20 protein-coding genes, 1 other RNA gene and 2 pseudogenes are annotated in these 23,989 nt (G+C 60.1%); 11 read left to right on the plus strand and 12 right to left on the minus strand.

What is annotated here, in order from left to right:
• Window positions 1-77: 77 nt before the first annotated feature.
• The 5 genes from carA to grpE all read right to left on the minus strand — a co-directional run bounded on the left by carA (window position 78) and on the right by grpE (window position 6,284).
• Entirely contained in the window at window positions 78-1,214 is a 1,137-nt protein-coding gene (carA, locus tag J3P94_RS23765; protein ID WP_305496914.1) for a glutamine-hydrolyzing carbamoyl-phosphate synthase small subunit, read from the minus strand.
• Window positions 1,215-1,468: 254 nt separating this feature from the next.
• Window positions 1,469-2,275, minus strand: coding sequence for a 4-hydroxy-tetrahydrodipicolinate reductase (gene dapB / locus J3P94_RS23770; RefSeq protein ID WP_434569858.1), 807 nt, complete (start codon window positions 2,273-2,275; stop codon window positions 1,469-1,471).
• 9 nt (window positions 2,276-2,284) lie between these two features.
• On the minus strand, window positions 2,285-3,409 hold the full coding sequence (gene dnaJ / locus J3P94_RS23775; protein WP_030139779.1) for a molecular chaperone DnaJ: 1,125 nt from the start codon (window positions 3,407-3,409) through the stop codon (window positions 2,285-2,287).
• Between the two features lie 290 nt (window positions 3,410-3,699).
• A complete protein-coding gene (gene dnaK, locus J3P94_RS23780) occupies window positions 3,700-5,616 on the minus strand; it encodes a molecular chaperone DnaK (protein ID WP_434569859.1) in 1,917 nt (638 codons plus the stop codon).
• Between the two features lie 101 nt (window positions 5,617-5,717).
• Window positions 5,718-6,284, minus strand: a complete 567-nt coding sequence (gene grpE, locus J3P94_RS23785; protein ID WP_181287537.1) for a nucleotide exchange factor GrpE — start codon at window positions 6,282-6,284, stop codon at window positions 5,718-5,720.
• 240 nt (window positions 6,285-6,524) lie between these two features.
• Between grpE and recN the strand changes: the two genes are divergently transcribed.
• Complete coding sequence (gene recN / locus J3P94_RS23790; RefSeq protein WP_434569860.1) at window positions 6,525-8,198, plus strand: DNA repair protein RecN; 1,674 nt, start codon at window positions 6,525-6,527, stop codon at window positions 8,196-8,198.
• Window positions 8,199-8,272: 74 nt separating this feature from the next.
• Here recN and fur read toward each other — a convergent pair whose 3' ends face one another.
• Complete coding sequence (fur, locus tag J3P94_RS23795) at window positions 8,273-8,677, minus strand: ferric iron uptake transcriptional regulator (RefSeq protein ID WP_305496921.1); 405 nt, start codon at window positions 8,675-8,677, stop codon at window positions 8,273-8,275.
• Window positions 8,678-8,774: 97 nt separating this feature from the next.
• Between fur and bamE the strand changes: the two genes are divergently transcribed.
• On the plus strand, window positions 8,775-9,302 hold the full coding sequence (bamE, locus tag J3P94_RS23800) for an outer membrane protein assembly factor BamE (RefSeq protein WP_305496923.1): 528 nt from the start codon (window positions 8,775-8,777) through the stop codon (window positions 9,300-9,302).
• A 60-nt stretch (window positions 9,303-9,362) separates the two neighbouring features.
• Here the strand turns inward: bamE and J3P94_RS23805 are convergent, their stop codons facing one another.
• Genes J3P94_RS23805 through J3P94_RS23815 form a run of 3 tightly spaced genes read right to left on the minus strand, consistent with a single transcriptional unit; the run spans window position 9,363 to window position 11,516 of the window.
• Complete coding sequence (locus tag J3P94_RS23805; RefSeq protein ID WP_434569861.1) at window positions 9,363-9,665, minus strand: RnfH family protein; 303 nt, start codon at window positions 9,663-9,665, stop codon at window positions 9,363-9,365.
• Window positions 9,662-10,105: a type II toxin-antitoxin system RatA family toxin gene (locus tag J3P94_RS23810; RefSeq protein WP_434569862.1), complete on the minus strand. Its 444-nt coding sequence runs from the start codon at window positions 10,103-10,105 to the stop codon at window positions 9,662-9,664. Before J3P94_RS23810 ends, J3P94_RS23805 begins: the two co-directional genes overlap by 4 nt.
• 7 nt (window positions 10,106-10,112) lie before the next feature.
• The gene (locus J3P94_RS23815; protein ID WP_305496927.1) at window positions 10,113-11,516 is read right to left on the minus strand and encodes a sodium-dependent transporter; all 1,404 of its coding nucleotides are present in this window, start codon (window positions 11,514-11,516) and stop codon (window positions 10,113-10,115) included.
• A gap of 118 nt (window positions 11,517-11,634) precedes the next feature.
• Here J3P94_RS23815 and smpB point away from each other — a divergent pair, with 118 nt between their 5' ends.
• Complete coding sequence (gene smpB, locus J3P94_RS23820) at window positions 11,635-12,117, plus strand: SsrA-binding protein SmpB (RefSeq protein WP_030139770.1); 483 nt, start codon at window positions 11,635-11,637, stop codon at window positions 12,115-12,117.
• Between the two features lie 120 nt (window positions 12,118-12,237).
• On the opposite strand, the gene J3P94_RS23825 is transcribed toward smpB, so the two are convergent.
• Entirely contained in the window at window positions 12,238-13,005 is a 768-nt protein-coding gene (locus J3P94_RS23825) for an FCD domain-containing protein (RefSeq protein ID WP_434569863.1), read from the minus strand.
• A 263-nt stretch (window positions 13,006-13,268) separates the two neighbouring features.
• Between J3P94_RS23825 and J3P94_RS23830 the strand changes: the two genes are divergently transcribed.
• The 8 genes and pseudogenes from J3P94_RS23830 to J3P94_RS23865 form a co-directional block, all read left to right on the plus strand.
• The gene (locus tag J3P94_RS23830; protein ID WP_434569864.1) at window positions 13,269-14,963 is read left to right on the plus strand and encodes a lactate permease LctP family transporter; all 1,695 of its coding nucleotides are present in this window, start codon (window positions 13,269-13,271) and stop codon (window positions 14,961-14,963) included.
• A gap of 150 nt (window positions 14,964-15,113) precedes the next feature.
• A complete protein-coding gene (locus tag J3P94_RS23835) occupies window positions 15,114-15,938 on the plus strand; it encodes a (Fe-S)-binding protein (protein ID WP_434569865.1) in 825 nt (274 codons plus the stop codon).
• Window positions 15,935-17,392, plus strand: a complete 1,458-nt coding sequence (locus J3P94_RS23840; RefSeq protein ID WP_434569866.1) for a LutB/LldF family L-lactate oxidation iron-sulfur protein — start codon at window positions 15,935-15,937, stop codon at window positions 17,390-17,392. The genes J3P94_RS23835 and J3P94_RS23840 overlap by 4 nt, the downstream gene beginning before the upstream one ends.
• Window positions 17,389-18,060 (plus strand): LutC/YkgG family protein, encoded by a 672-nt coding sequence (locus J3P94_RS23845; protein WP_434569867.1) that lies wholly within the window; start codon window positions 17,389-17,391, stop codon window positions 18,058-18,060. The genes J3P94_RS23840 and J3P94_RS23845 overlap by 4 nt, the downstream gene beginning before the upstream one ends.
• On the plus strand, window positions 18,057-20,867 hold the full coding sequence (locus J3P94_RS23850; RefSeq protein WP_434569868.1) for an FAD-binding and (Fe-S)-binding domain-containing protein: 2,811 nt from the start codon (window positions 18,057-18,059) through the stop codon (window positions 20,865-20,867). Before J3P94_RS23845 ends, J3P94_RS23850 begins: the two co-directional genes overlap by 4 nt.
• 122 nt (window positions 20,868-20,989) lie before the next feature.
• On the plus strand, window positions 20,990-21,280 hold the full coding sequence (locus J3P94_RS23855; RefSeq protein WP_434569869.1) for a hypothetical protein: 291 nt from the start codon (window positions 20,990-20,992) through the stop codon (window positions 21,278-21,280).
• Window positions 21,281-21,373: 93 nt separating this feature from the next.
• Window positions 21,374-21,767, plus strand: a transfer-messenger RNA (tmRNA) gene (ssrA, locus tag J3P94_RS23860).
• Window positions 21,768-21,912: 145 nt separating this feature from the next.
• Window positions 21,913-22,115 (plus strand): annotated as a pseudogene (locus tag J3P94_RS23865) (integrase arm-type DNA-binding domain-containing protein); the annotation flags it as partial.
• A 41-nt stretch (window positions 22,116-22,156) separates the two neighbouring features.
• Here the strand turns inward: J3P94_RS23865 and J3P94_RS23870 are convergent.
• Window positions 22,157-23,128: pseudogene (locus J3P94_RS23870) on the minus strand (AraC family transcriptional regulator N-terminal domain-containing protein).
• Between the two features lie 23 nt (window positions 23,129-23,151).
• On the minus strand, window positions 23,152-23,985 hold the full coding sequence (locus tag J3P94_RS23875; protein WP_434569870.1) for an oxidoreductase: 834 nt from the start codon (window positions 23,983-23,985) through the stop codon (window positions 23,152-23,154).
• Window positions 23,986-23,989: the final 4 nt, after the last annotated feature.

Raw genomic sequence — 23,989 nt, forward strand, 5'->3', positions numbered from 1 at the left:
TCGGCTAGGCCGTCGAACAATCTTTGAAGCGCCCGCGGGGGCCACCGTTTCCGGGGCCGCCCTCGGATTTCACGCGGTCAGCGTCGCTTGGCCATCTCATTGATGAAGCGATCGAACAGCGGCGCCACATCGTTCGGGCCCGGGCTCGCTTCAGGGTGGCCCTGGAAGCTGAACGCGCTCTTGTCGGTGCGCTCGATGCCTTGCAGCGTGCCGTCGAACAGCGACTTGTGGATGGCCCGTACGTTGGCCGGCAGGGTCGCCTCGTCAACCGCAAAACCGTGGTTCTGACTGGTGATCATGACGACACCGGTATCCAGGTCCTGGACCGGGTGGTTGGCACCGTGGTGGCCATGGCCCATTTTCAGGGTCTTGGCGCCCGAAGCCAGGGCCAGCAACTGGTGCCCCAGGCAGATACCGAATACCGGTATCTCGGTTTCCAGCACGTCCTTGATCGCCTGGATCGCGTAGTCGCATGGCTCCGGGTCACCCGGGCCGTTGGACAGGAACACGCCGTCGGGCTTGAGGGCCAGGACGTCAGCCGCCGGGGTCTGGGCCGGCACTACGGTAACGCGGCAACCGCGCGCGACCAGCATGCGCAGGATGTTCAGCTTGACGCCGTAATCGTAAGCGACCACGTGATACGGCAGTTCGGAAGCCTCGATCGTCGCGTGGCTATCGGTTTTCAAATCCCAGACCGAGGAGCGCCATTCGTACTGTTTCTGAGTGCTGACGACTTTCGCCAGATCCATGCCCTTGAGGCCTGGGAAACCCTGGGCAGCGGCAATGGCGGCCTCGTCGGAAATATTGTCACCGGCCATGATGCAGCCGTTCTGCGCGCCTTTTTCCCGCAGGATGCGGGTCAGGCGGCGGGTGTCGATACCGGCGATCGCCACGACGTTGTTGGCTTTCAGGTAGTCGGACAGGGACATCTTGTTACGCCAGTTGCTCGCTACCAGCGGCAGGTCGCGGATGACCAGGCCAGCGGACCAGACACGATCGGACTCGGCATCTTCCGGCGTGGTGCCGGTGTTGCCGATGTGCGGGTAAGTCAGGGTAACGATTTGCTGGGCGTAGGAAGGATCGGTAAGAATTTCCTGATAGCCGGTCATTGCGGTGTTAAACACCACCTCACCAACGGTCTGACCGTCGGCTCCAATGGCTTCGCCGCGAAAAATGCTGCCATCAGCAAGGGCGAGTATGGCTGGCTTAGTCAAGAAGACCTCCCGTAAATAAAGCCTGAAAGGGCGATCGCAGGTTGTAAAAAAGCGGAGTGACGTATGGACACGTCACCCCGCTTGTTCACTGAATTATTCTGCGCGCTTTTAGTGGACACACTAAAGCTGTAGCTTACAGAAAAAGGCTTTTTTGGTCCACCGCTAATGAGCCTTAAAGGCAGGGGAATGCGACAGGCCGTCGCGAAGCGGTGTAAAACGGGGCTCAGTGTAACCTGAACCCCGCCTTGAAGGCATCAACGCAGGTCGAGAACGTCCTGCATGTCGTACAAGCCGGGGTCGCGACCATCCAGCCACAGCGCGGCACGCACGGCGCCCTTGGCGAAAGTCATCCGACTCGACGCCTTGTGCGTAATCTCCAGGCGCTCACCCTCGGTGGCGAACAGCACGGTGTGATCACCTACCACGTCGCCACCACGTACGGTCGCGAAACCGATGGTGTCTCGCTCACGCGCACCGGTGTGCCCCTGGCGCCCATACACAGCCACTTCCTGCAAATCACGACCCAGCGCATCGGCAATCACCTCGCCCATGCGCAAGGCTGTTCCCGAAGGCGCATCGATCTTGTGACGGTGATGCGCCTCGATGATTTCGATATCCGCATCATCACCCAACACCCGCGCCGTCAGGTCCAGCAGCTTGAGCGAGAGATTCACGCCCACGCTGAAGTTCGCCGCGAACACGATCGGTATGTCCTTGCCGGCATCGGCCAACAATTGCTTCTGCGCGGTATCCAGGCCGGTCGTGCCGATGACCATGGCCTTGCCAGCCTTGCGGCAGGTGGCGAGGTTTTTCAGCATGACTTCTGGCAGGGTGAAGTCGATCAGGACGTCAAACTCATCGAGTACCTTTTCCAACCCACCGGACATTGGCACGCCGATACGTCCGATCGAGGCCAGCTCGCCAGCATCGGCGCCCACCAGCGTACTGTCGGGCCGGACGATGGCAGCCGTCAGACCAGAGAGCGGCGAGCGCTGCTGCACCGCCTCGACCAGCGCCTTGCCCATACGCCCCGCGGCGCCCATCACAGCTATACGTCGCATGCCCACTCCTTACAGATCGCCGAAGAAGCGCTTCACACCTTCGAACCAACCGGTGGTTTTCGGCGAGTGGCTGTTGTCATCCGCCAGGGAACTGCGGAACTCTTCGAGCAGCTCCCGCTGGCGCCGGCTCAGGTTGACCGGTGTCTCTACCGCGACGCGGCACATCAAGTCGCCCGCACCGCCGCCACGCACCGGAGCCACGCCCTTGCCGCGAATGCGGAACTGCTTGCCGGTTTGCGTCCCTTCGGGAATCTTCAGTTTGACGCGACCATCAAGGGTCGGGATTTCAAGCTCACCGCCCAAGGCCGCATCAACAAAACTGATCGGCACTTCGCAGAACAGATGCTTGCCATCACGCTGGAAGATCGCGTGCTCGCGCACGTTGATCACTACATACAGATCGCCGGTCGGGCCGCCCTGGGCACCCGCTTCGCCTTCGCCGGACAGACGAATGCGGTCACCGGTGTCGACACCGGCCGGTACTTTGACCGACAGCGTCTTGTACTCTTCGACACGCCCTTCGCCGTGGCAGGAGTCGCACGGATCGGAAATGATCTTGCCTTGGCCATGGCAACGCGGGCAGGTCTGCTGGACCGAGAAAAAGCCCTGCTGCATGCGAACCTGGCCGATGCCGCCGCAAGTCGGGCAGGTGACCGGCGAGGAGCCCTTCTTGGCGCCCGAACCGTCGCACGGCTTGCAATTGACCAGCGTCGGCACCCGGATATTCACGGTAGTACCGCGCACCGCTTCTTCCAGGTTCAGCTCCAGCGTGTAGCGCAAATCGCTGCCACGCTGGGCACCACCACGGGCGCCGCCGCGGCCGCCGCCAAAAAAATCACTGAACACATCGCCGAAGATATCGGAGAAGTTCTGGCCGCCGAAACCGGCACCGCCGCCACCCATGCTCGGGTCGACGCCGGCATGCCCGTATTGGTCGTAGGCCGCGCGCTTGCTGGAATCGGACAGAACTTCGTAAGCTTCGTTGGCTTCCTTGAACATCTCTTCCGACGCTTTATCGCCGGGATTACGGTCTGGGTGGTGCTTCATCGCCAGGCGACGGTAAGCCTTTTTCAGCTCTGCCTCGCTGGCTCCCCGCTCGACACCCAATACTTCGTAAAAATCACGCTTCGCCATTAGTCTTTGCACTCTTATAGGACGTCCGGCAAACCTCTCCTGAACCTTGCCAAACTCGTTGAGCCCCAATACAGGCCCGGACCCAACTCACGTCGATTCAACGATCCTGGTCTCGGCGCATATCGCCCGGAAAGCAGGAGCATTCCCGAACACACCGCCAGCACCCGAACGCTGTCGCATGCTGTAAAAATTCACTGACTCCAGACACGCCAACGCGGGAGCAAGCTCCCGCGCGGCGACATCCTACCAGCCACCGCACAAACGCAGTCAACCGGCCGACCAACAAGCGATTACTTGTTGTCTTTTACTTCTTCGAACTCAGCGTCGACCACGTCATCGGCTTTCTCGGCCGATTCGCCTTGCTGCGCAGCACCTTCAGCTGGCTGGGCCTGCTCGGCATACATCTTCTGGGCCACTGGCGCGGAGACTTTCGACAGCTCTTCGATCTTCGCTTCGATGGCAGCCTTGTCGTCGCCTTTGACGGCAGCTTCAAGGGCAACCACGGCGGCTTCGATCGCGGCCTTCTCTTCAGCAGTCACTTTGTCGCCGGCATCGGCAACCATCTTGCGGGTCGAGTGAACCAAGGCGTCGCCCTGGTTACGAGCGCTGGCCAGCTCTTCGAACTTGCGGTCTTCCTCGGCGTTGACTTCAGCGTCGCGAACCATCTGCTGAATTTCTTCCTCGGACAGGCCGGAGTTGGCCTTGATCACGATCGACTGGGTCTTGCCGGTGGCCTTGTCTTTCGCGCCGACGTGCAGGATGCCGTTGGCGTCGATGTCAAAGGTCACTTCGATTTGTGGCACACCGCGTGGAGCCGGTGGAATCTCGGCCAGGTCGAACTTGCCCAACGACTTGTTCTGGGCCGCTTGCTTACGCTCACCTTGCAGCACGTGGATGGTCACGGCGCTCTGGTTGTCGTCGGCCGTCGAGAACACCTGGGATTTCTTGGTAGGAATCGTGGTGTTTTTCTCGATCAGCGCGGTCATCACGCCGCCCATGGTTTCGATACCCAGGGTCAGCGGGCTGACGTCGAGCAGCAGAACGTCTTTCACGTCGCCGGCCAGAACGGCACCCTGGATGGCAGCACCCATGGCAACGGCTTCGTCCGGGTTCACGTCCTTGCGTGCTTCCTTGCCGAAGAAATCGGTTACCAGCTTCTGAACCAGCGGCATACGGGTCTGGCCGCCGACCAGGATCACGTCGTTGATCGAGCCAACGTCGATACCGGCGTCCTTCATCGCAATGCGGCAAGGTTCGATGGTGCGCTGAACCAGGTCTTCTACCAGCGCTTCGAGCTTGGCGCGGGAGATTTTCACGTTCAGGTGCTTCGGACCGGTAGCGTCTGCGGTGATGTACGGCAGGTTCACGTCGGTCGACTGGCTCGAGGACAGTTCGATCTTGGCTTTCTCAGCGGCCTCTTTCAGACGCTGCATGGCCAGCGGGTCACCCTTGAGGTTCATGCCGCTTTCTTTCTTGAACTCATCGACGAGGTAATCGATCAGGCGGATGTCGAAGTCTTCACCACCGAGGAATGTATCGCCGTTGGTTGCCAATACTTCGAACTGGTGCTCGCCGTCGACTTCGGCAATTTCAATCACGGAAACGTCGAAAGTACCGCCACCCAGGTCATAAACGATCACGGTGTGATCGCCTTTGGCCTTGTCCATACCGTAGGCCAGAGCGGCTGCGGTTGGTTCGTTGATGATACGTTTCACGTCCAGGCCAGCGATGCGGCCGGCGTCTTTGGTCGCCTGGCGCTGGCTGTCGTTGAAGTACGCAGGAACGGTAATGACCGCTTCAGTCACTGGCTCGCCGAGGTAGTCTTCGGCGGTTTTCTTCATTTTCTTCAGGATTTCAGCCGAGATCTGTGGCGGCGCCATTTTCTGGCCGTTCACTTCAACCCATGCGTCGCCGTTGTCAGCCTTGGCGATTTTGTACGGCACCATCTTGATGTCTTTCTGCACGACTTCTTCGTCGAACTTGCGACCGATCAGACGCTTCACCGCGTACAGGGTGTTATGCGGATTGGTCACAGCCTGACGCTTGGCGGACTGGCCCACCAGGATCTCGCCATCGTTGGCGTAAGCGATGATCGACGGCGTGGTACGCGCGCCTTCAGCATTCTCGATGACTTTAGCCTTGCCGTTTTCCAGCACGGAGACGCACGAGTTGGTGGTCCCCAGGTCGATACCGATAATCTTGCCCATGTTAACTCTCCCGGAACTTGAATTTTTTTGCCGCAGCAGTGGTGGCTAACTGCGGTAGTACTTAAACGCTTGACTTCTTAATGGGGCCGTTGCGCCCGATTTCAAGCCTGCTCATCGATAGAAGGCGAAACCGGCGCTGGCGCCTTGCTGACCACAACCATGGCCGGGCGCAGCAAGCGGCCGTTGAGCAGGTAGCCCTTCTGGAATACTTTCAGCACGCTGTTCGGCTCGACGTCGGCACTTTCCTGCATCGCCATGGCCTGGTGGTGCTCGGCGTTGAAGGGTTCACCGTGGGGATCGATCGCTTCGAGCTGATAACGCTTGAGGGTGTCCTGGAACATTTTCAGCGTCAGCTCGATGCCTTCACGCATCGGACGGATGTTCTCGTCGTCCGGGTTGGACAGCTCCAGGCCGCGCTCCAGGCTGTCGATGATCGGCAGCAGGTCGCCGGCGAAACGCTCCAGGGCGAATTTGTGGGCCTTTTCCACGTCTTGCTCGGCGCGGCGGCGGACATTCTGCAGGTCGGCTGCTACGCGCAACGCCTGATCCTGAGCACCGGCCAGTTGCTCTTCGAGCACTTGTACACGAGCCGACAGGTCTTCGCCCGAATCCTGGGGAGCCTGATTGGCGTCTAGATTTTGCGTATCCTGCGTCTGTTCGTCAGCCATAGATTTCTCCTTTCAACTTCGTCCGCGAGCTCGACTCGCGCTTCTGCCCCGGTATATGGGGCCACGTTTTTCAGCTTCAAGGGCCGCGCGACGAATTAACCTTACAAAAAACAGCTGCATATCATTCCCAGCCGCGCTAAAAAATCACGCAATCCAAGCAAATCGAGCTAAGGCCAGGCATTGTCAGTTCGCGACAAAACACTGTATAAATAACCAGACCTAATGCCTGGGAGCGGCCTTATGCTGGTGCACCTGTCCGTACACAACTACGCCATCGTCGAACATCTCGACCTCGAACTCGACCGGGGCATGAGCGTGATTACCGGTGAAACCGGCGCTGGCAAATCGATCATGCTCGATGCCCTCGGGCTGACCCTGGGTGATCGTGCCGACAGCGGCGTGGTGCGCCCCGGCGCAGACAAGGCCGACATCCTGGCAACTTTCGACCTGGTCGACATTCCCGAAGCCAGTGCGTGGCTGGCCGAACGGGACCTGGACACCGACGGCCTATGCATCCTGCGCCGGGTCATCACCGCCGAAGGTCGCTCCCGCGGCTATATCAATGGCGCCCCTTGCCCGCTGGGTGATCTGAAAGCGCTCGGCGAACTGCTGATCGATATTCACAGCCAGCATGAACACCAGTCCCTGCTCAAGACCGATACCCATCGCCGCCTGCTCGACGAATACGCCGGAGCCACCGACCTGGCCCGCCAGGTTCACCTGGCAGCCCAACGCTGGCGCCAGACACGGCAGGAGCTGGACCGACTCGCCAATTCCGGCGACGAACAACGCGCCCGCCACCAGCTCTTGAGCTACCAGCTCGAAGAGCTGGAGAACCTGGCCCTGGGTGAAAACGAACTGGAGGAACTGGAGCAGGAACACAAGAACCTGACCAACGCCGAAGCACTGCTGGGCGTCTGCCGCCAGGTAGTCGAACAATGCAGCGAAAGCGACTCGGGCAATGTGCTCAGCGCATTGACGGCGAGCCTGAACCGGCTCTCCAGCGTCAGCAATTCGGTAGGCGCCCTGAGCGAGGCCGGCAACCTGCTGACTAGCGCACAGATCCAGGTCGAGGAAGCCGTTGGGGAACTGAACCGGTTCCTGGATCATTTCGATGCCGACCCCGCGCGCCTGCAATACCTGGAAGAACGCCTGGACACTATCTATACGCTTGCACGCAAGCACCGCGTCCAGCCAACCGAAGTCGTCGAACTGCAGCAACGGCTGCTGGAAGAACTGGAGACCCTGAACGCCAACGATGAATCCATCGAGCGACTCGCAGATGAACTGGCTTCCTACGCGCGGCATTACCAGGAAAAGGCCAGGGAACTCAGCGAACTGCGCCGCAAGGCCGCCACCGGCCTGGCCGGTGCCGTGGAGCAGGAAATCCAGCGTCTTGGCATGCCAGGCGGCCGATTTACCATCGAACTGCACCCCAACGCCGGCGACGAGCTTCAACCCAATGGCTTGGAACAAGTGGAGCTACTGGTCAGTGCCAACCCCGGGCAACCGCTCAAGGCGCTGGCAAAAGTGGCGTCCGGCGGTGAGTTGTCGCGCATCAGCCTGGCCATCCAGGTCATCACGGCGCAGACATCCCGTGTACCGACATTGGTCTTTGACGAAGTCGACGTGGGCATTGGCGGTCCGACAGCGGAGATCGTCGGTCAATTGCTGCGCAGGCTGGGTGAGCGCGGGCAGGTATTGACGGTGACTCACCTGCCTCAGGTCGCAGCCCAGGGCCATCAACATTTGTTCGTGCATAAGGTGCGTGGCGAAGACGCTACTCGCACCGCCGTCTCCAAGCTCGACAAGAACGAGCGCGTGGAAGAAGTGGCGCGGATGCTGGGAGGCATCGACCTGACCAAGGAATCCCTGGCCCATGCCAAAAAAATGGTGGTTGCGGCAAAAAGCTGAAAGCGCTGTAAAGCAAGAAGGCGACCCGAGGGTCGCCTTCTTTCGTTTTGCGGGCTTTCGCCTACGTGACGAACTTACTTGCGCTTGCGGACATGCAAGACGAGATGGTGATCGATCAAATCGAAGCCATACTCGTCAGCAATCGCCTTTTGCAGCTTCTCGATTTCAGGACTGACGAACTCGATTACCTCGCGAGTCTCTACATCCACCATGTGGTCATGGTGCTCTCCATCCGCCAATTCGAAGACAGCATGACCGCCATCAAAATTATGACGAGCCACCAGTCCCGCCGCCTCGAATTGGGTCAATACACGGTAAACCGTGGCCAGACCGACGTCCTCGCCAGCTTCCATGAGCGCCTTGTAGACGTCTTCGGCACTCATGTGGCGTTGCTCGGCGGAATCGAGCATTTGCAGAATCTTGACCCTTGGCAGGGTCACTTTGAGGCCGGCTTTGCGTAGTTCGCTATTTTCAACCATGGTCAGCTTTCTCGCGATGCTGCTTCGCAGCTTCTCTTAATGCGGGTATGATCGGCGTTTACGTTGTCCCAGCCAAGATAGTGGAAGTCGCCCACCGATGCAAAACACCAAGCTCTTGCTAACCAGTTTCACCTTCGTGGGACTGCTCGCACTCGCCGGTTGTTCATTCCCCGGGGTTTACAAAATCGACATCCAGCAGGGCAATGTCGTCACGCAGGACATGATAGACCAGTTACGCCCGGGAATGACCCGTCGGCAAGTACGGTTTATCATGGGCAACCCCCTGCTGACCGACACGTTCCATGCCGATCGCTGGGATTACCTGTACAGCCTGCAGCCAGGCGGTGGTGAACGGCAACAGGAACGCATCAGCGTTATCTTCAATGCCAATGACCAACTTGTCAGCCTGTCGGGTGATTTCATGCCTGGTGTGAGCCGCGATGAGGCCATCATGGGCAAGGACAGCGGTACGACCGTCACCGACCCGACCCAGAATGCCGAACAGCCGAAACCGGAAAAACCGGCCAAGCCAGGTTCGTTGCTGGATCAGATCCAGAAGGATGTGGACAACGTCGAGACCGTACCTGTCCCGACGCCCGAGCCTCTGGACACCTCGCCGCAATAAATTGCGACAACAAAAAACCCGGCATGCCGGGTTTTTTAATGCCTGCAATTAGGGCGTTGCTTACTGATCTGCCTGACGTGCCTGGGCTGCCTTGGCCGCTCGCAGACGACGAATTTCTTTCGGATCAGCCAGCAACGGTCGATAGATTTCGAGCCGATCACAAGCTTGCACCGCTTGCTGATCCGGATCGGCGACCACCTTGCCAAAAATACCGATCGGACACGCGCTCAAGTCCAGCTCCGGAAAGTCCTCGGCAATACCCGACGCCAACAGCGCAGCGCGAACGCTGGTACCTTCGGGCACTGCAAACGTGCGCAAGACCTGGCGGTCGACGCTGGCATGCACCACTTCGATTTCGATCAACGCTTGAGCTCGGCGTTCTGTTTGGCGCGTTGGCAGAACGCATCGACCAGCGTATTGGCCGCCTGGTTGAACAGCGGCCCCAAGGTCGCCCGCACGATTGGTCCCGCGTAGTCGAACGAGAGATCCAGGCTGATCTTGCAGGCCTTTTCCCCGAGCGGCTTGAACACCCAGACACCATGGAGCTGATTGAACGGCCCCTCTTCGAGGTTCATTTCGATCGACTGCCCCGGCACCAAGGTGTTACGCGTGACAAAGTGCTGGCTCAATCCGCCCTTGGCCACATTGAGACTGGCGCGCATGTGGGTATCGGAGCTTTCAAGCACCTCGGCGGACGAGCACCAGGGCAAGAACTCCGGATAACTCGCCACATCGTTGACCAGATCGTACAGCGCCTGCGCCGGGTAGGGCAGCAAGGCCGAGCGTTGAATATGTGTCGTCATGTAAGCGTCACTTCCACAGCTGGGCGGCAAACACTACCAGGATGCCGATGGGCGCCACATAGCGCATCAAGAACAGACTCAAGGCGAACACCACCGGGCTGCGCAGCGACAGTTCATCACGCACCGCGTCACGCCCCATGATCCACCCTGCAAACACCACGAAACACAATCCACCCAAAGGCAGCATGATCCGCGACGTGAAGAAATCAATCACTCCGAAGAAATCCAGCCCTCCGGTCGCTCCCCACTGATAGAGGTGGAACAGACCGCCTTCGTTCACGAAAAACTTTGCCTGCTTCCATATATTGAAGGAAAACACCGTACCCAATCCCACGAACCAGCAGGTGAAGGCCAGCCAGAAAGTGACCCAGGCGCGGCTCAGGCGGGTACGTTCAACCAGGTAAGCGACCATCGGTTCGAGCAAGGAAATGGCCGAACTCCAGGCAGCGACTGCCACCAGGACAAAAAACACCACGCCCATGACCTGGCCGAACGGCATGCTGCCGAAGGCGAAAGGCAGGCTGACGAACATCAGCCCAGGCCCTTCACTGGGGTTCAGGCCTGCGGCGAAGACAATCGGGAACAATGCCACCCCCGCCAGCAGCGACACGAAGGTATCCAGCAACGCAACCCCGAAGACAGTCCTGGTCAGCGAGGCATTCTTGGGCATGTAGGCGCCGTAGATCATGATCGAACCGACGCCAACGCTCAGGGAGAAAAACGCATGCCCCATGGCCGGCAGCAGCCCGTCCATGACTTTCTCCGGCTGGAAGTCGAACATGAAATGCACGCCCTCCATGAAATGTCCGGTGGTCATGCTGTAGCCCAGCAGCACCAGGATCATCACGAACAGCAGCGGCATCATGATCCGCAGGCTGCGCTCAAGCCCGGCGACCACGCCTCGGGCGATCACTACGGCCGAGAGCACCATAAAAAGCGTGTGCCAAAGTGTCAGCCTCCAAGGGTCGGCGATCACGTTGCCGAAGTAGGCGCCGACCTGATCGGGCGTCGCCCCCTGGAAATCTCCCCGCCCCATATCGATGATGTAATCCAGGGACCAGCCGCCAACCACACTGTAGAAAGAAAGAATCAACAGTGCCGTGACCATTCCGGCGAACGCGCCCCACGACCACCTGGCCGAATGGCCCGCCTCCGTCGCCAGCACCTTCAAGGCATTGGCCGGGCTTTGCCGGGCGCGACGACCGATAAGTGTTTCGGCCAACATGACCGGCGCACCGATCAGGGCGATGCATGCCAGGAACATCAATACGAAGGCACCGCCGCCGTAGACGCCGACCATGTACGGAAACTTCCAGATACTACCCAGCCCTACGGCCGAACCGGTCGCAGCGAATATGAAGACCCAGCGGCTAGCCCAACTGCCGTGGACAGAAACCTTGTCTGTCGACATCGTGATCACGCCCAAGCGTTCAAAAAAGAGGCCGCATTGTCCGGGATTCATTCAACCTGCTCAAGCATGCTGCTTCACCGTAGCCGACACGCACGCAACTGCCTATAATGCCGCCCCTATGGCTAAACAGAAGAAACACCCCACAGGGACCATCGCGCAAAACAAAAAGGCGCGACACGATTACTTCATCGAACAGCGTTTCGAGGCTGGCATGGTCCTGGCCGGCTGGGAAGTAAAAAGCTTGCGTGCCGGCAAGGCGCAACTGGTCGACAGTTACGTCCTGCTCAAGGACGGCGAAGCCTGGCTGCTGGGCAGCCACATCACGCCGCTGACCACCGCCAGCACCCATGTCATTGCCGATCCTGTGCGCTCGCGCAAACTGCTGCTCAACAAGCGGGAGCTGGAGAAGCTCTTCGCCTCCGTGCAGCAGAAGGGTTATGCCTGCGTCTGTACCTCGCTGTACTGGAGCAAGCATTTGATCAAGTGCGAAATAGCACTGGGCAAGGGCAAGAAGGAATACGACAAGCGCGACACCGAGCGCGAACGCGATGCCGGGCGCGAGTTGCAGCGCGCGGTGCGTAACAAGGGCAAGGAAGACTAGCCCGACCGCGAGCCACTGTGGGAGCGAGCTTGCTCGCGATGGCATCGGCATATCTTGCATTGATGTGTCAGACAGACCGCCATCGCGAGCAAGCTCGCTCCCACACGATCCGCAACAGGGCTACATCCCCTTGCGCCGCTCCGCCCGGGCAACCCGCTGCACTTCCTGACGCACCTCTTCCAGCACCTCCTGCACATACAGGATATGTCGGCTGGAAACCTCCCGTGCCAGCTCGGCGTGACCATCCATGATGGCTTGATACAACTCCCGGTGCTGACTGATCAGCATGTCGCGGGTCTCGCTGCGCTGTTTGTACATGCCGCCGATATTGGTCACCACGTTGCGCTTGAGCAGGTCGAACAAGCCGCGAATGGTGTGCAGCAAAACCGCGTTATGACTGGCCTCGGCGATCGCCAGATGAAAGCGCGCATCCGCCGCGCCCTCCTCCGCCCGACTCACCTGTTCGTGACGCGAGTAACAATCCTGCAACTCATCGAACGCCGCTGTCAGCCGCTCGCGATCGACCTCGGTAGCCCGCAATGCTGCGTAATAAGCGCAGGACGCCTCCAAGGTATGCCGGAACTCCAATAGATCACGCTGTGCTTCGGGATTGCTTTCCAGGAGCTGCAGCAGCGGATCACTGAACGTCGAGCCCAGCGACTCCACCACATAGTTGCCGCCGCCCTGACGACTGATCAGCAAACCCTTGGCCGTCAGCTTCTGGATTGCCTCACGCAACGAAGGGCGTGACACACCGAACTGCTCGGCCAGGGTCCGTTCGGCCGGCAATCGCTCGCCGGACTTCAACGTGCCCTCGAGGATCATGCCTTCCAGCCGCTCGACAATATCGTCAGACAAACGGCGCTGACGAATCTGATCAAACCCCATAACTCGATTCTCCACGGTCCCGACGGCTCGCCGGGCTCTCTATTCTGGCCCATCCGGGCCTCGTCCACACCCAACAAAAAATATTAATGCCAGCAGATCAGATGTCATCTGCACCGCTTATTCGACGAAAGTTTCAAAGCGGCAAATTGACACACGACGACCAAGGCTTTTACCCTAGCCGACAGCGCTTGTAAATTGGTATTACCAATTATCCAAAACCGCTGACCAGTGCCTGACCAACAACAATTAGGGGCTCACCCAATATGCAAACCTGGCAACAGCTTTACAGCCCGCTCGGCAGCCTAGGCTTGTCCGCACTCGCGGCCGTCATTCCCATCGTGTTTTTCTTCCTCGCCCTGGCGGTGTTTCGCCTCAAGGGGCACGTGGCGGGCAGCATCACCCTGGCCTTGGCGATTGCCGTCGCGATCTTCGCTTTCCAGATGCCGGCCGACATGGCGTTTGCCGCCGCCGGCTATGGCTTTGCCTATGGTCTTTGGCCGATTGCCTGGATCATCGTCGCCGCGGTGTTTCTCTACAAACTGACCGTCAAGAGCGGCCAGTTCGAAATCATCCGCAGCTCGGTGCTGTCGATTACCGATGACCAACGCCTGCAAGTGTTGCTGATCGGCTTCTGCTTCGGCGCATTCCTGGAAGGTGCCGCCGGTTTCGGCGCTCCCGTCGCGATTACCGCCGCGCTGCTGGTCGGCCTGGGTTTCAACCCGCTCTACGCCGCCGGCCTGTGCCTGATCGCCAACACCGCTCCGGTAGCCTTCGGCGCACTGGGCATTCCGATTATCGTTGCGGGCCAGGTCACCGGAATCGACGCCTTCAAGATCGGCGCCATGACCGGTCGCCAGTTGCCATTGCTGTCGCTGTTCGTGCCGTTCTGGCTGGTGTTCATGATGGATGGCCTGCGCGGTGTGCGGGAAACCTGGCCGGCTGCCCTGGTGGCGGGCTTGAGTTTCGCCATCACCCAGTACTTCACTTCGAACTTCATCGGCCCGGAACTGCCGGACATCACGTCGGCCCTGGCCAGCCTGGTATCCCTGACGCTGTTCCTGAAAATCTGGCAGCCCAAGCGTACCGCCGGTGCCCAGATTGCCGGCGCAACCTCCAGCGCAGCGATCACCGCCAGCGTCGGCGGTTTCGGCCAGCCGCGCAGTACCGTGGCTTCGCCCTACAGCCTGGGGGAAATCGTCAAGGCCTGGTCACCGTTCCTGATCCTGACCGTGCTGGTGACCATCTGGACCCTGAAACCCTTCAAGGCGATGTTCGCCGCCGGTGGCTCGATGTATGGCTGGGTATTCAACTTCGCGATCCCGCACCTGGATCAACTGGTCATCAAGGTCGCCCCTATCGTGATCAACCCCACGGCGATTCCGGCGGTGTTCAAGCTCGATCCGATTTCGGCCACCGGCACGGCGATTTTCTTCTCGGCACTCATCTCGATGATCGTCTTGAAGATCAACTTCAGAACTGGTCTTACCACTTTGAAAGAGACCTTCTACGAACTGCGCTGGCCTATCCTGTCCATCGGCATGGTGCTGGCATTCGCCTTCGTCACCAACTTCTCGGGCATGTCATCAACCATGGCCCTGGTATTGGCCGGAACTGGCGCCGCGTTCCCGTTCTTCTCGCCATTCCTCGGCTGGCTGGGCGTATTCCTGACCGGCTCCGATACCTCGTCCAATGCGCTGTTCGGCTCGCTGCAAGCGACAACCGCGCACCAGATCGGTGTCAACGACACATTGCTCGTGGCAGCCAATACCAGTGGCGGCGTCACCGGCAAAATGATTTCGCCGCAATCGATCGCCGTAGCCTGCGCGGCAACCGGCCTGGTGGGCAAGGAATCGGATCTGTTCCGTTTCACCCTGAAACACAGCCTATTCTTTGCAACGATCGTCGGCTTGATCACGTTGGCCCAGGCCTACTGGTTCACCGGCATGCTGGTTCACTGAGTAATACACGAAACATTAAAAAACCCGACGCTGAAACGTGATTCGGCGTCCGCTATTCACCACCGGGTCTGCAAGGCTGCTGAAAGATTTCCTCTCTATATTCAGCAGCCTCAGCAGACGGATAACCGGGACCACCCGGAGACACGCCTGATGAGCGAGCTTTTTTACAACGCCGTGCCGAACGCGACCCGAGTCGCCCCGCCATTGCCTGAGCCGCGCCAGTATCCCAGCGAGAAACCCCGACGGGTCTATCTGTTCGGAACCTGCGTGGTGGATCTGTTCTACCCCGAAGCCGGGATGGACGCGATTCATCTGCTTGAGCGCGAAGGCATCCAGGTCGACTACCCGCAAGGCCAGACGTGCTGCGGGCAACCGGCCTACACGTCGGGGTATACCGAGCAGGCGCGGACGGTGGCGCGAGCGCAACTGGCCCTGTTTGCCGGGGATTATCCGGTGGTCGTGCCGTCGGGCTCGTGTGCCGGCATGCTGCGTGAACATTACGCCGACCTGTTCAAGGACGAACCGCAAACGCTCAAACAGGTCCAGGCCCTGGCGGCCAGGACCTATGAGCTGGCCGAGTTCCTGCTGTTCGTGTGCAAGGTGCAATTGAACGACGGTGGCACGCCGGTAAAGGTCGCGCTGCATACGTCCTGCTCGGCACGACGGGAAATGAATACGCACCTGCATGGCCGTGCGTTGTTGGCACAGCTGCGCAACGTGGAACGGGTCGACCACAGTCACGAAAGTGAATGCTGCGGTTTTGGTGGGACGTTCAGCGTTCGCATGCCGGATATTTCCGGCGCGATGGTGGCCGACAAGACCCGCGCGCTGAAGGAATCCGGCGCGCATCAGGTGATCAGCGCCGACTGCGGTTGCCTGATGAACATCAACGGCGCGCTGGAAAAACAGCGCGAAGCGCTACGCGGCCAGCATCTGGCGAGCTTCCTCTGGCAGCGTACCGGAGGTGTCGCATGAGCACGCCGACGCTGATTCCGACCGTTGCAGTGCAGGAAGATTTTCGCGCCCGAGCCCACAAGGCGTTGGACGACACGCAACTGCGAAACAACTTTCGCAGCGCGATGGATTCACTGATGACAAAACGGGCAACGTCCTTCAGCGATGCCCACGAAAGAGAACACCTGCGGGTGCTGGGCAATGCTGTCCGCGCCCGCGCGTTATCCAAGCTGCCCGACCTGCTCGAGCAACTTGAAGCCAACCTGACCCGCAACGGTGTGAACGTGCACTGGGCGGAAACGGTGGACGAGGCCAATGGCATCGTCCTCTCGATCATCCGCGCTCACGAGGCGCGGCAAGTGATCAAGGGCAAATCGATGGTCAGCGAAGAGATGGAGATGAACCATTTCCTCGAGGCTCGGGACATTGAATGTCTCGAATCCGATATGGGGGAGTACATCGTCCAGCTCGACCACGAGAAGCCTTCACACATAATCATGCCGGCAATCCACAAGAATGCCGGTCAGGTCGCGTCCTTGTTCCACGACAAACTTGGCGTGGAGTACACCAAGGACGTCGACCAACTCATTCAGATCGGTCGCAAGGTCTTGCGGCAGAAATTCTTCGAAGCCGACGTCGGCGTTTCCGGCGTCAACTTCGCCGTCGCCGAAACCGGCACGCTGCTGCTGGTGGAAAACGAAGGCAACGGGCGGATGTCGACCACGGTGCCGCCGGTGCACATTGCGGTGACCGGCATTGAAAAAGTCGTGGAGAACCTGCGGGACGTCGTGCCGCTGCTCTCGCTGCTGACCCGCTCGGCGCTGGGCCAGCCGATCACCACCTACGTCAACATGATCTCCGGCCCGCGCAAGGCAAACGAACTGGACGGGCCGCAGGAAGTTCACCTGGTCCTGCTCGACAACGGTCGCAGCCAGGCATTTGCCGACAGTGAGCTGCGCCAGACCCTGAACTGCATTCGCTGCGGCGCCTGTATGAACCATTGCCCGGTCTACACGCGAATTGGTGGTCATGCCTACGGCGAGGTTTACCCGGGACCTATTGGAAAAATCATCACGCCGCACATGGTCGGCCTGGCCAAAGTGCCGGATCACCCGAGCGCGTCTTCGCTGTGCGGTGCCTGCGGCGAAGTGTGTCCGGTGAAGATTCCGATCCCGGCCCTGCTGCGACGGCTGCGAGAAGAAAACGTCAAGGCGCCGGATAGCCCCAACCCGGTCATGCGCGGCCAAGGCAGTAAATACTCGGCCAAAGAGCGCTTCATCTGGAATGCCTGGGCCCGGCTCAACAGCTCGCCACGGCTGTACCGGCTGTTCGCTTTCCTCGCCACGCGCCTGCGCGGCCTGACACCGCAGAATGTCGGCCCCTGGACCCAGAACCACAGCGCCCCGAAACCCGCCGCCCGCTCGTTGCATGACCTGGCCCGCGACCACCTGACCCCGCAGGGAGACCGCCGATGACTGCCAAGGAAAATATCCTCGCCAAGCTGCGTAAAAGCCTGACCGGCACCACGCCCGTTGCCGACAACTACGATGTCGAACTGGTGACACAGACCTACCGCTACGCGCCCGAGGAACGCATTCCACAATTGCGCAAGCTGATGGAAGCGGTGCACACCGAAATTCACCTGACGTCCGGCGAAGCCTGGCCGACGCTGCTGGCGCAATTGCTGCGCGACCGGCAACTGCCGAGTTTGCTTATCGCTCCGACAACGCCCCATGGGCGAAAAATCCTACAGCTCTGGGCGGATAACCCTGACTTTCCTGTCCTCAAGGCCTACGACCGCCCCATCGAGGAATGGAAAGCCGAGCTGTTCAACGATACGCCTGCCAGCCTGACCGGAACCCTCGGCGCGATCGCCGCGACCGGCAGCCTGATTCTCTGGCCTACGCGGGAGGAACCGCGCCTGATGAGCCTCGTCCCGCCGGTGCACTTCGCCTTGCTCAAGGCCAGCGAGATCCGTGACAACTTCTATGAAGTGCAGCAGGAATTCGAATGGGCCCAAGGCATGCCGACCAACGCCCTGCTGGTGTCGGGCCCGTCAAAGACCGCCGATATCGAGCAAGTCCTGGCCTACGGCGCCCATGGCCCAAAGGATCTGGTGGTGTTGATTCTGGAGGACCAATGACGCTTCCGGCCCCTTTCCTGCGCGACGTACACCAACTGATCCCGCAAAAACGACGCTTCGACGACCCGTTGTCGACCCTGGCCTTCGGCACCGATGCGAGCTTTTATCGGCTGATTCCGAAACTGGTGGTACGCGTCGAAAGCGAAGACGAAATCATCGCCCTGCTGCAACTGGCCCAGCGCGACCGGGTTCCGGTGACCTTCCGTGCGGCCGGCACCAGCCTGTCCGGCCAAGCCATCAGCGACTCAGTGCTGATCGTGCTTGGGGACAACTGGAACGGCCGGGAAATTCGCGAGCAAGGCACACAGATCCGTTTGCAACCGGGCGTGATCGGCGCCCAGGCCAACGCCTGGCTGGCCCCTTTCGGGCGCAAGATCGGCCCGGATCCGGCGTCGATCAACGCCTGCAAGATTGGCGGCATCGTCGCCAACAACGCCAGCGGCATGTGCTGCGGCACGGCGCAGAACACCTATCACACCCTGGCCGGCATTCGCCTGGTACTCGCCGATGGCACGCGCCTGGACACCGAAGACGCCGCCAGCGTGGCGGCATTCAGGGCGAGCCACGGCGAACTGCTGGAGCGACTGGCAACCCTTGGCCATGAGACACGCGCCAACACGGAGCTCGCCGACCGAATTCGCCACAAATACCGTCTGAAAAATACCACCGGCCTGTCGCTCAATGCCCTGGTGGATTTCGACGAGCCGGTGGATATCCTCAGCCATCTGCTGGTGGGCTCTGAAGGCACCCTGGGATTCATCAGCGCGGTGACCTACAACACCGTCATCGACCACCCGAACAAGGCCTCGGCACTGATCGTGTTTCCGGATGTGGAGACCTGCTGCAACGCCGTGACCGTACTGAAAAGCCAGCCGGTCTCCGCCGTTGAGCTGCTGGACCGCCGCAGCCTGCGCTCGGTGCAGGACAAGCCGGGCATGCCGGATTTCGTACAGCACCTGTCGAACAATGCCTGCGCCTTGCTGATCGAATCCCGCGCCGCTTCGTCATCGTTACTACAGGAACAACTGGCCCGGATCATGGCTTCCCTGGCGGCTTTCCCGGTGGAAAGGCAAGTCGACTTCACCGAGGACCCGCGAGAAAACGCCCGCCTGTGGGCCATCCGCAAAGACACCTTCCCCGCCGTAGGCGCGGTACGCAAGACCGGAACCACGGTCATCATCGAAGACGTGACCTTCCCGGTCGAGCAACTGGCCGCCGGCGTGAATCGCCTGATCGCGCTGTTCGACAAACATCACTACGACGAAGCGATCCTTTTCGGACACGCACTGGAAGGCAATCTGCACTTTGTCTTCACCCAAGGCTTCAACAGCACTGAAGAAGTCGCACGCTACCAGGCGTTCATGGATGACGTAGCGCAACTGGTGGCGGTGGAATTCGGCGGCTCGCTGAAAGCCGAACACGGCACCGGCCGCAACATGGCACCGTTCGTCGAGCTGGAATGGGGCACTGATGCGTATCAATTGATGTGGCAGCTCAAGCGCTTGCTCGACCCCAACGGCATCCTCAACCCGGACGTGGTGCTCAGCGAGGACCCGCAGATCCACCTCAAGCACCTCAAGCCATTGCCGGCGGCCGATGAAATAGTCGACAAGTGCATCGAGTGCGGCTTCTGCGAGCCGGTGTGTCCCTCCAAGGACCTGACCTTGAGCCCGCGCCAGCGCATCGTGATCTGGCGCGACATTCAAGCGAAAAAGCGCGCCGGTATCGATACCTCCGAGCTGGAAACGGCCTATCAATACCAGGGCATCGACACCTGTGCCGCCACCGGGCTGTGCGCTCAACGTTGTCCTGTAGGCATCAATACTGGCGAGCTGGTGAAAAAACTCCGCAGCCGCACTGCGACGCGTACGAAAACCGCCGATTGGCTTGCGGGCAATTTCGCCACTGCGCTGCAAGGGGCGCGCTTTACCCTGCACGTCGCCAACGGTGCGCGAATGATGTTGGGAACGCCGCGCCTGGCACGCTTGTCCGCCGGGCTGACGCGGCTGTCCAAAGGGCAGGTCCCGCAGTGGACCAACGCCATGCCGCAGCCGGAGAGGGCGATTCGGTTCAGCCCCAGCTTGTCGGACGAACGCCCGAGGGTGGTTTATCTGGCGGCCTGCGTGTCGCGGGTCATGGGCCCGGCGGCAGGGGACAAAGAACAGATGTCGTTACACGACAAGACCCGCGGGCTGCTGGAAAAAGCCGGTTACCAAGTCGTTTTCCCGGACAACGTAGACAGCCTCTGCTGCGGCCAGCCCTTTGCATCCAAAGGCTACGCCGAACAGGCCGAGCACAAGCGCCAGGAGCTGATCGGCGCGCTGCTGCACGCCAGCCGTGGCGGGCTCGACCCGATCTACTGCGACACCAGCCCATGCACCCTGCGCCTGGTTCAAGACCTGGGTGAGGTACGTCTGGACCTTTACGACCCGGTGCGTTTCATTCGCACGCACCTGATGGATCGCCTCGACTTCACGCCTCAAGAGGCGCCCATTGCGGTGCACGTCACCTGCAGCACGCAGCACCTTGGCGAAAGCCAGGCGTTGATTGATCTGGCGCGCAGGTGCAGCAAAAACGTGGTCATCCCGGAAGGCATCCATTGCTGCGGATTTGCCGGGGACAAAGGCTTCACCACGCCGGAACTGAACGCCCATTCGTTGCGCACGCTGAAGGGCGCGGTAGAGCATTGCAGCGAAGGAATCTCCACCAGCCGGACCTGTGAGATCGGTCTTACGCAACACGGTGCGATTGATTACCACGGGCTGGTTTATCTGGTCGACCGAGTGACACGGGCCAGGGCGATGTGAAAAAAATAGAACCCTGACGAACAACGGCAGTCCATTGATCAGGTCCCGCAAACGCGGGACTTCCTCAACAGGTAGCCGCCCTGATGGCCAGCAAATGCTGCCCTTGGGTCAAGGAGAGACATATGAAACGCTCTGTGCTGTTAGGTCTGTTTGTCACTGCTTCGATGCTGGCATCACCCTCGTTTGCTGCCGGCGATTCGGACAGTCTCTGCGCCACCAACATCAAAACCATTGAGAATGCCAAGACCCAGTACCAAGGCTCGGATTCGCAAAGCCAGATCGAGGCGAGCCTTCAGCAAGCGAAGGCCCATCAAGCCTTGAAAACCAAGGAAGGCACCGAGAAATGCATCTCTGAAACCACCCAGACCATCCAAGAGATGCAGAAGACCAACAAAGACGGTAAAAACTCCTGAATGCAGTGGGCCAACCTTCGGGTTGGCCCCTGATGCGTTTTGGCGTACACTACGCAGGCCTGTCGCTCTACAGATTCACAGAGCGCCAGGTTCGGGGCCGTTTAGGATTCGACGCCGGTTGCGAAACTTTAGGTGCATGCCGAGTTGGTAACAGAACTCGTAAATCCACTGTTGCAACTTCCTATAGTTGCCAATGACGAAACCTACGGGGAATACGCTCTCGCTGCGTAAGCAGCCTTAGCCCTTCCCTTCTGGTACCTTCGGGTCCAGCAATCACCAGGGGATGTCCGTAAACCCAAAGTGATTGTCATATAGAACGGAATCGCCGTGCAGTACGTTGTGGACGAAGCGGCTAAAACTTACACAACTCGCCCAATGCACCCTGCCCGTCGGGTCGCTGAGGGTTAACTCAATAGACACGGCTACGCATGTAGTACCGACAGCGGAGTACTGGCGGACGGGGGTTCAAATCCCCCCGGCTCCACCACTTCATCATCTAAAGACGTCCACGGACGTCTTTTTTTGTGCCTGAAATCCCCTGAAATCAAGGGTTTCAGGGCCATTGGCTTCCGTAGACGAATTTTGAGTTCCGCTCGTTTTGGTATTCCAAAACGGTGTCAGAGGTAGCTCTCATGCCTGCGCAAGCCCATCGCCTATCCGACCGCCAGCTCAAGACGGTCAAGGCAAAAGATAAAGATTACGTGCTCAGCGATGGTGACGGCCTTTAGCTCCGAGTCAGGAGCAGTGGCTCGATGCTGTGGAACTTCAACTACCGCGACCCGGTAACCAGAATCGCATCAACATGGGACTGGGCAATTATCGCAAGTACTCTTTGCGTCCCGAGGATTGCCCCCTGCCACAACCACCACCCTACCCCTAATGCGAAGAAACATACCCCGACGCCGCCACCCCCTCCGGCAACGCGTAAGTCGCTCTCATCCATTCCACCTCGGCCTGCGGCGTCCGGCCAAACATCCGCTTGAACGCGCGGCTGAACTGCGAGGCGCTTTCATAGCCGACACTGAACGCCGCCGTCGAGGCATTCATGGTGTTGCGCAGCATCAATAATCGCGCCTGGTGCAGGCGGGTCGACTTCAGGTACTGCATGGGTGATGCGCCCGTCACGTTGCGAAAATGCAGGTGAAAGTTGGGGACGCTCATGCCGGCTTCCTGGGCCAGGGTTTCGACGTCCAGATGCTCGTGATAGCAACTGTGGACCTTGCGTATCGCCCGGGTGATCTTGCCGAAATGTCCCCGCCGACTGAGGGCGGCGCGCATCGAGCCGCCCTGTTCGCCGGTCAGGATTCGATAGTAGATTTCCCTCATCAGAGACGGGCCCAATATTTGCGCCTCGCCCGGACGGCTCATCGCCTCCAGGAAGCGCAGCGTCGAGGCGCGCAGCGGCTCATCGCCTCCAGGAAGCGCAGCGTCGAGGCGCGCAGCGGCTCATCCATGGGCGAGGCGTACATGCCTTTGGGCTGGGCGTCGCTGGGGCCGTGGGTTTCGTCCACTCGCAACATGAGTTCGCTGGCCAGTTGCAAGTCGAGGCGCATGTAGACCGCCAGCATGGGTTCCGAGGCGCTGGCGTCGGTCTCCATGGTGAATGGAACGGGGACAGACACCACCAAGTAATGCTGGGCGTCATAGACATATGACGTCATCGCCCAGATAACCGCGCTTGCGCCCCTGGCAGAGGATCACGATGCCGGGTTCATACAGCACCGGCGTGCGCGTCAGGGGGCGGTTCGAACGCAGGAAGCGGACGTCGTCCAGCGCGCTGAGGTTGTAGCCTTCCACCGGTGCGAGCTGTTCCATCAACTGCACCATGCGCGCAGCGGCCTGAGTCATCGACGTCCCCTTTTGCGGGCCGTTCAACTGTCAGTCGAACGGGTCAGCGCTTCCCATTGATCAATCTCACTGGCGGCACGACTCAGCTTCTCCCGCACCAGCTTCAGCGCATCACTGCCCAACAGCAAATGCGCGGGTGGCGTCGGGCTGGCAATGATCTGCAGCATGGCCTGCGCCGCTTTCCGCGGGTCGCCCAGTTGTTTGCCGCTTTTCTCCACGCGCGCTTTACGTATCGGATCGAAACTGGCGTCGTAGTCGGCAATGCTCCGCGCCGTGCGCTGCATCGAACGGCCGGCCCAGTCGGTGCGAAACGAGCCGGGCGCGACGGCCGTCACGAAGATGTTGAACGGTAGCAGCTCCTTGCTCAGCGTATCGGAGAGACCTTCGAGGGCAAACTTGCTCGCGCAGTAATAGGAGATGCCCGGCATGGTAATCGTGCCGCCCATGGAAGTGATATTGAGGATATGACCGGCACGGCGCTGGCGAAAATACGGCACGAAGGCCTTGGTCACCGCCACCGCGCCAAACACGTTGACGTCGAACTGACGACGCATTTCCTCCAGTGGCGACTCTTCGAAGATGCCTTCGTGGCCATAGCCGGCATTATTGACCAGCACATCGACCGGGCCGTGGGCTGCCTCCGTCGCCGCCACGACGCTGTCGATCCGGTCGAACTCGGTGACGTCCAGGATGACGCCATGGGCACGCTCCGTCGACAGCGACTCGAAGGCCTGCAACGCCGCCTCATTGCGCACGGTGCCGATGACGCGGTGGCCCGCTGCAAGTGCCTCCTGCGCCAGGGCGTTGCCCAGGCCACTGCTCACGCCGGTGATGAATAGGGTTTTGCGACTGGGCATGGTG

The organism is Pseudomonas sp. Z3-8, assembly GCF_051131975.1.
Lineage (GTDB): Bacteria > Pseudomonadota > Gammaproteobacteria > Pseudomonadales > Pseudomonadaceae > Aquipseudomonas.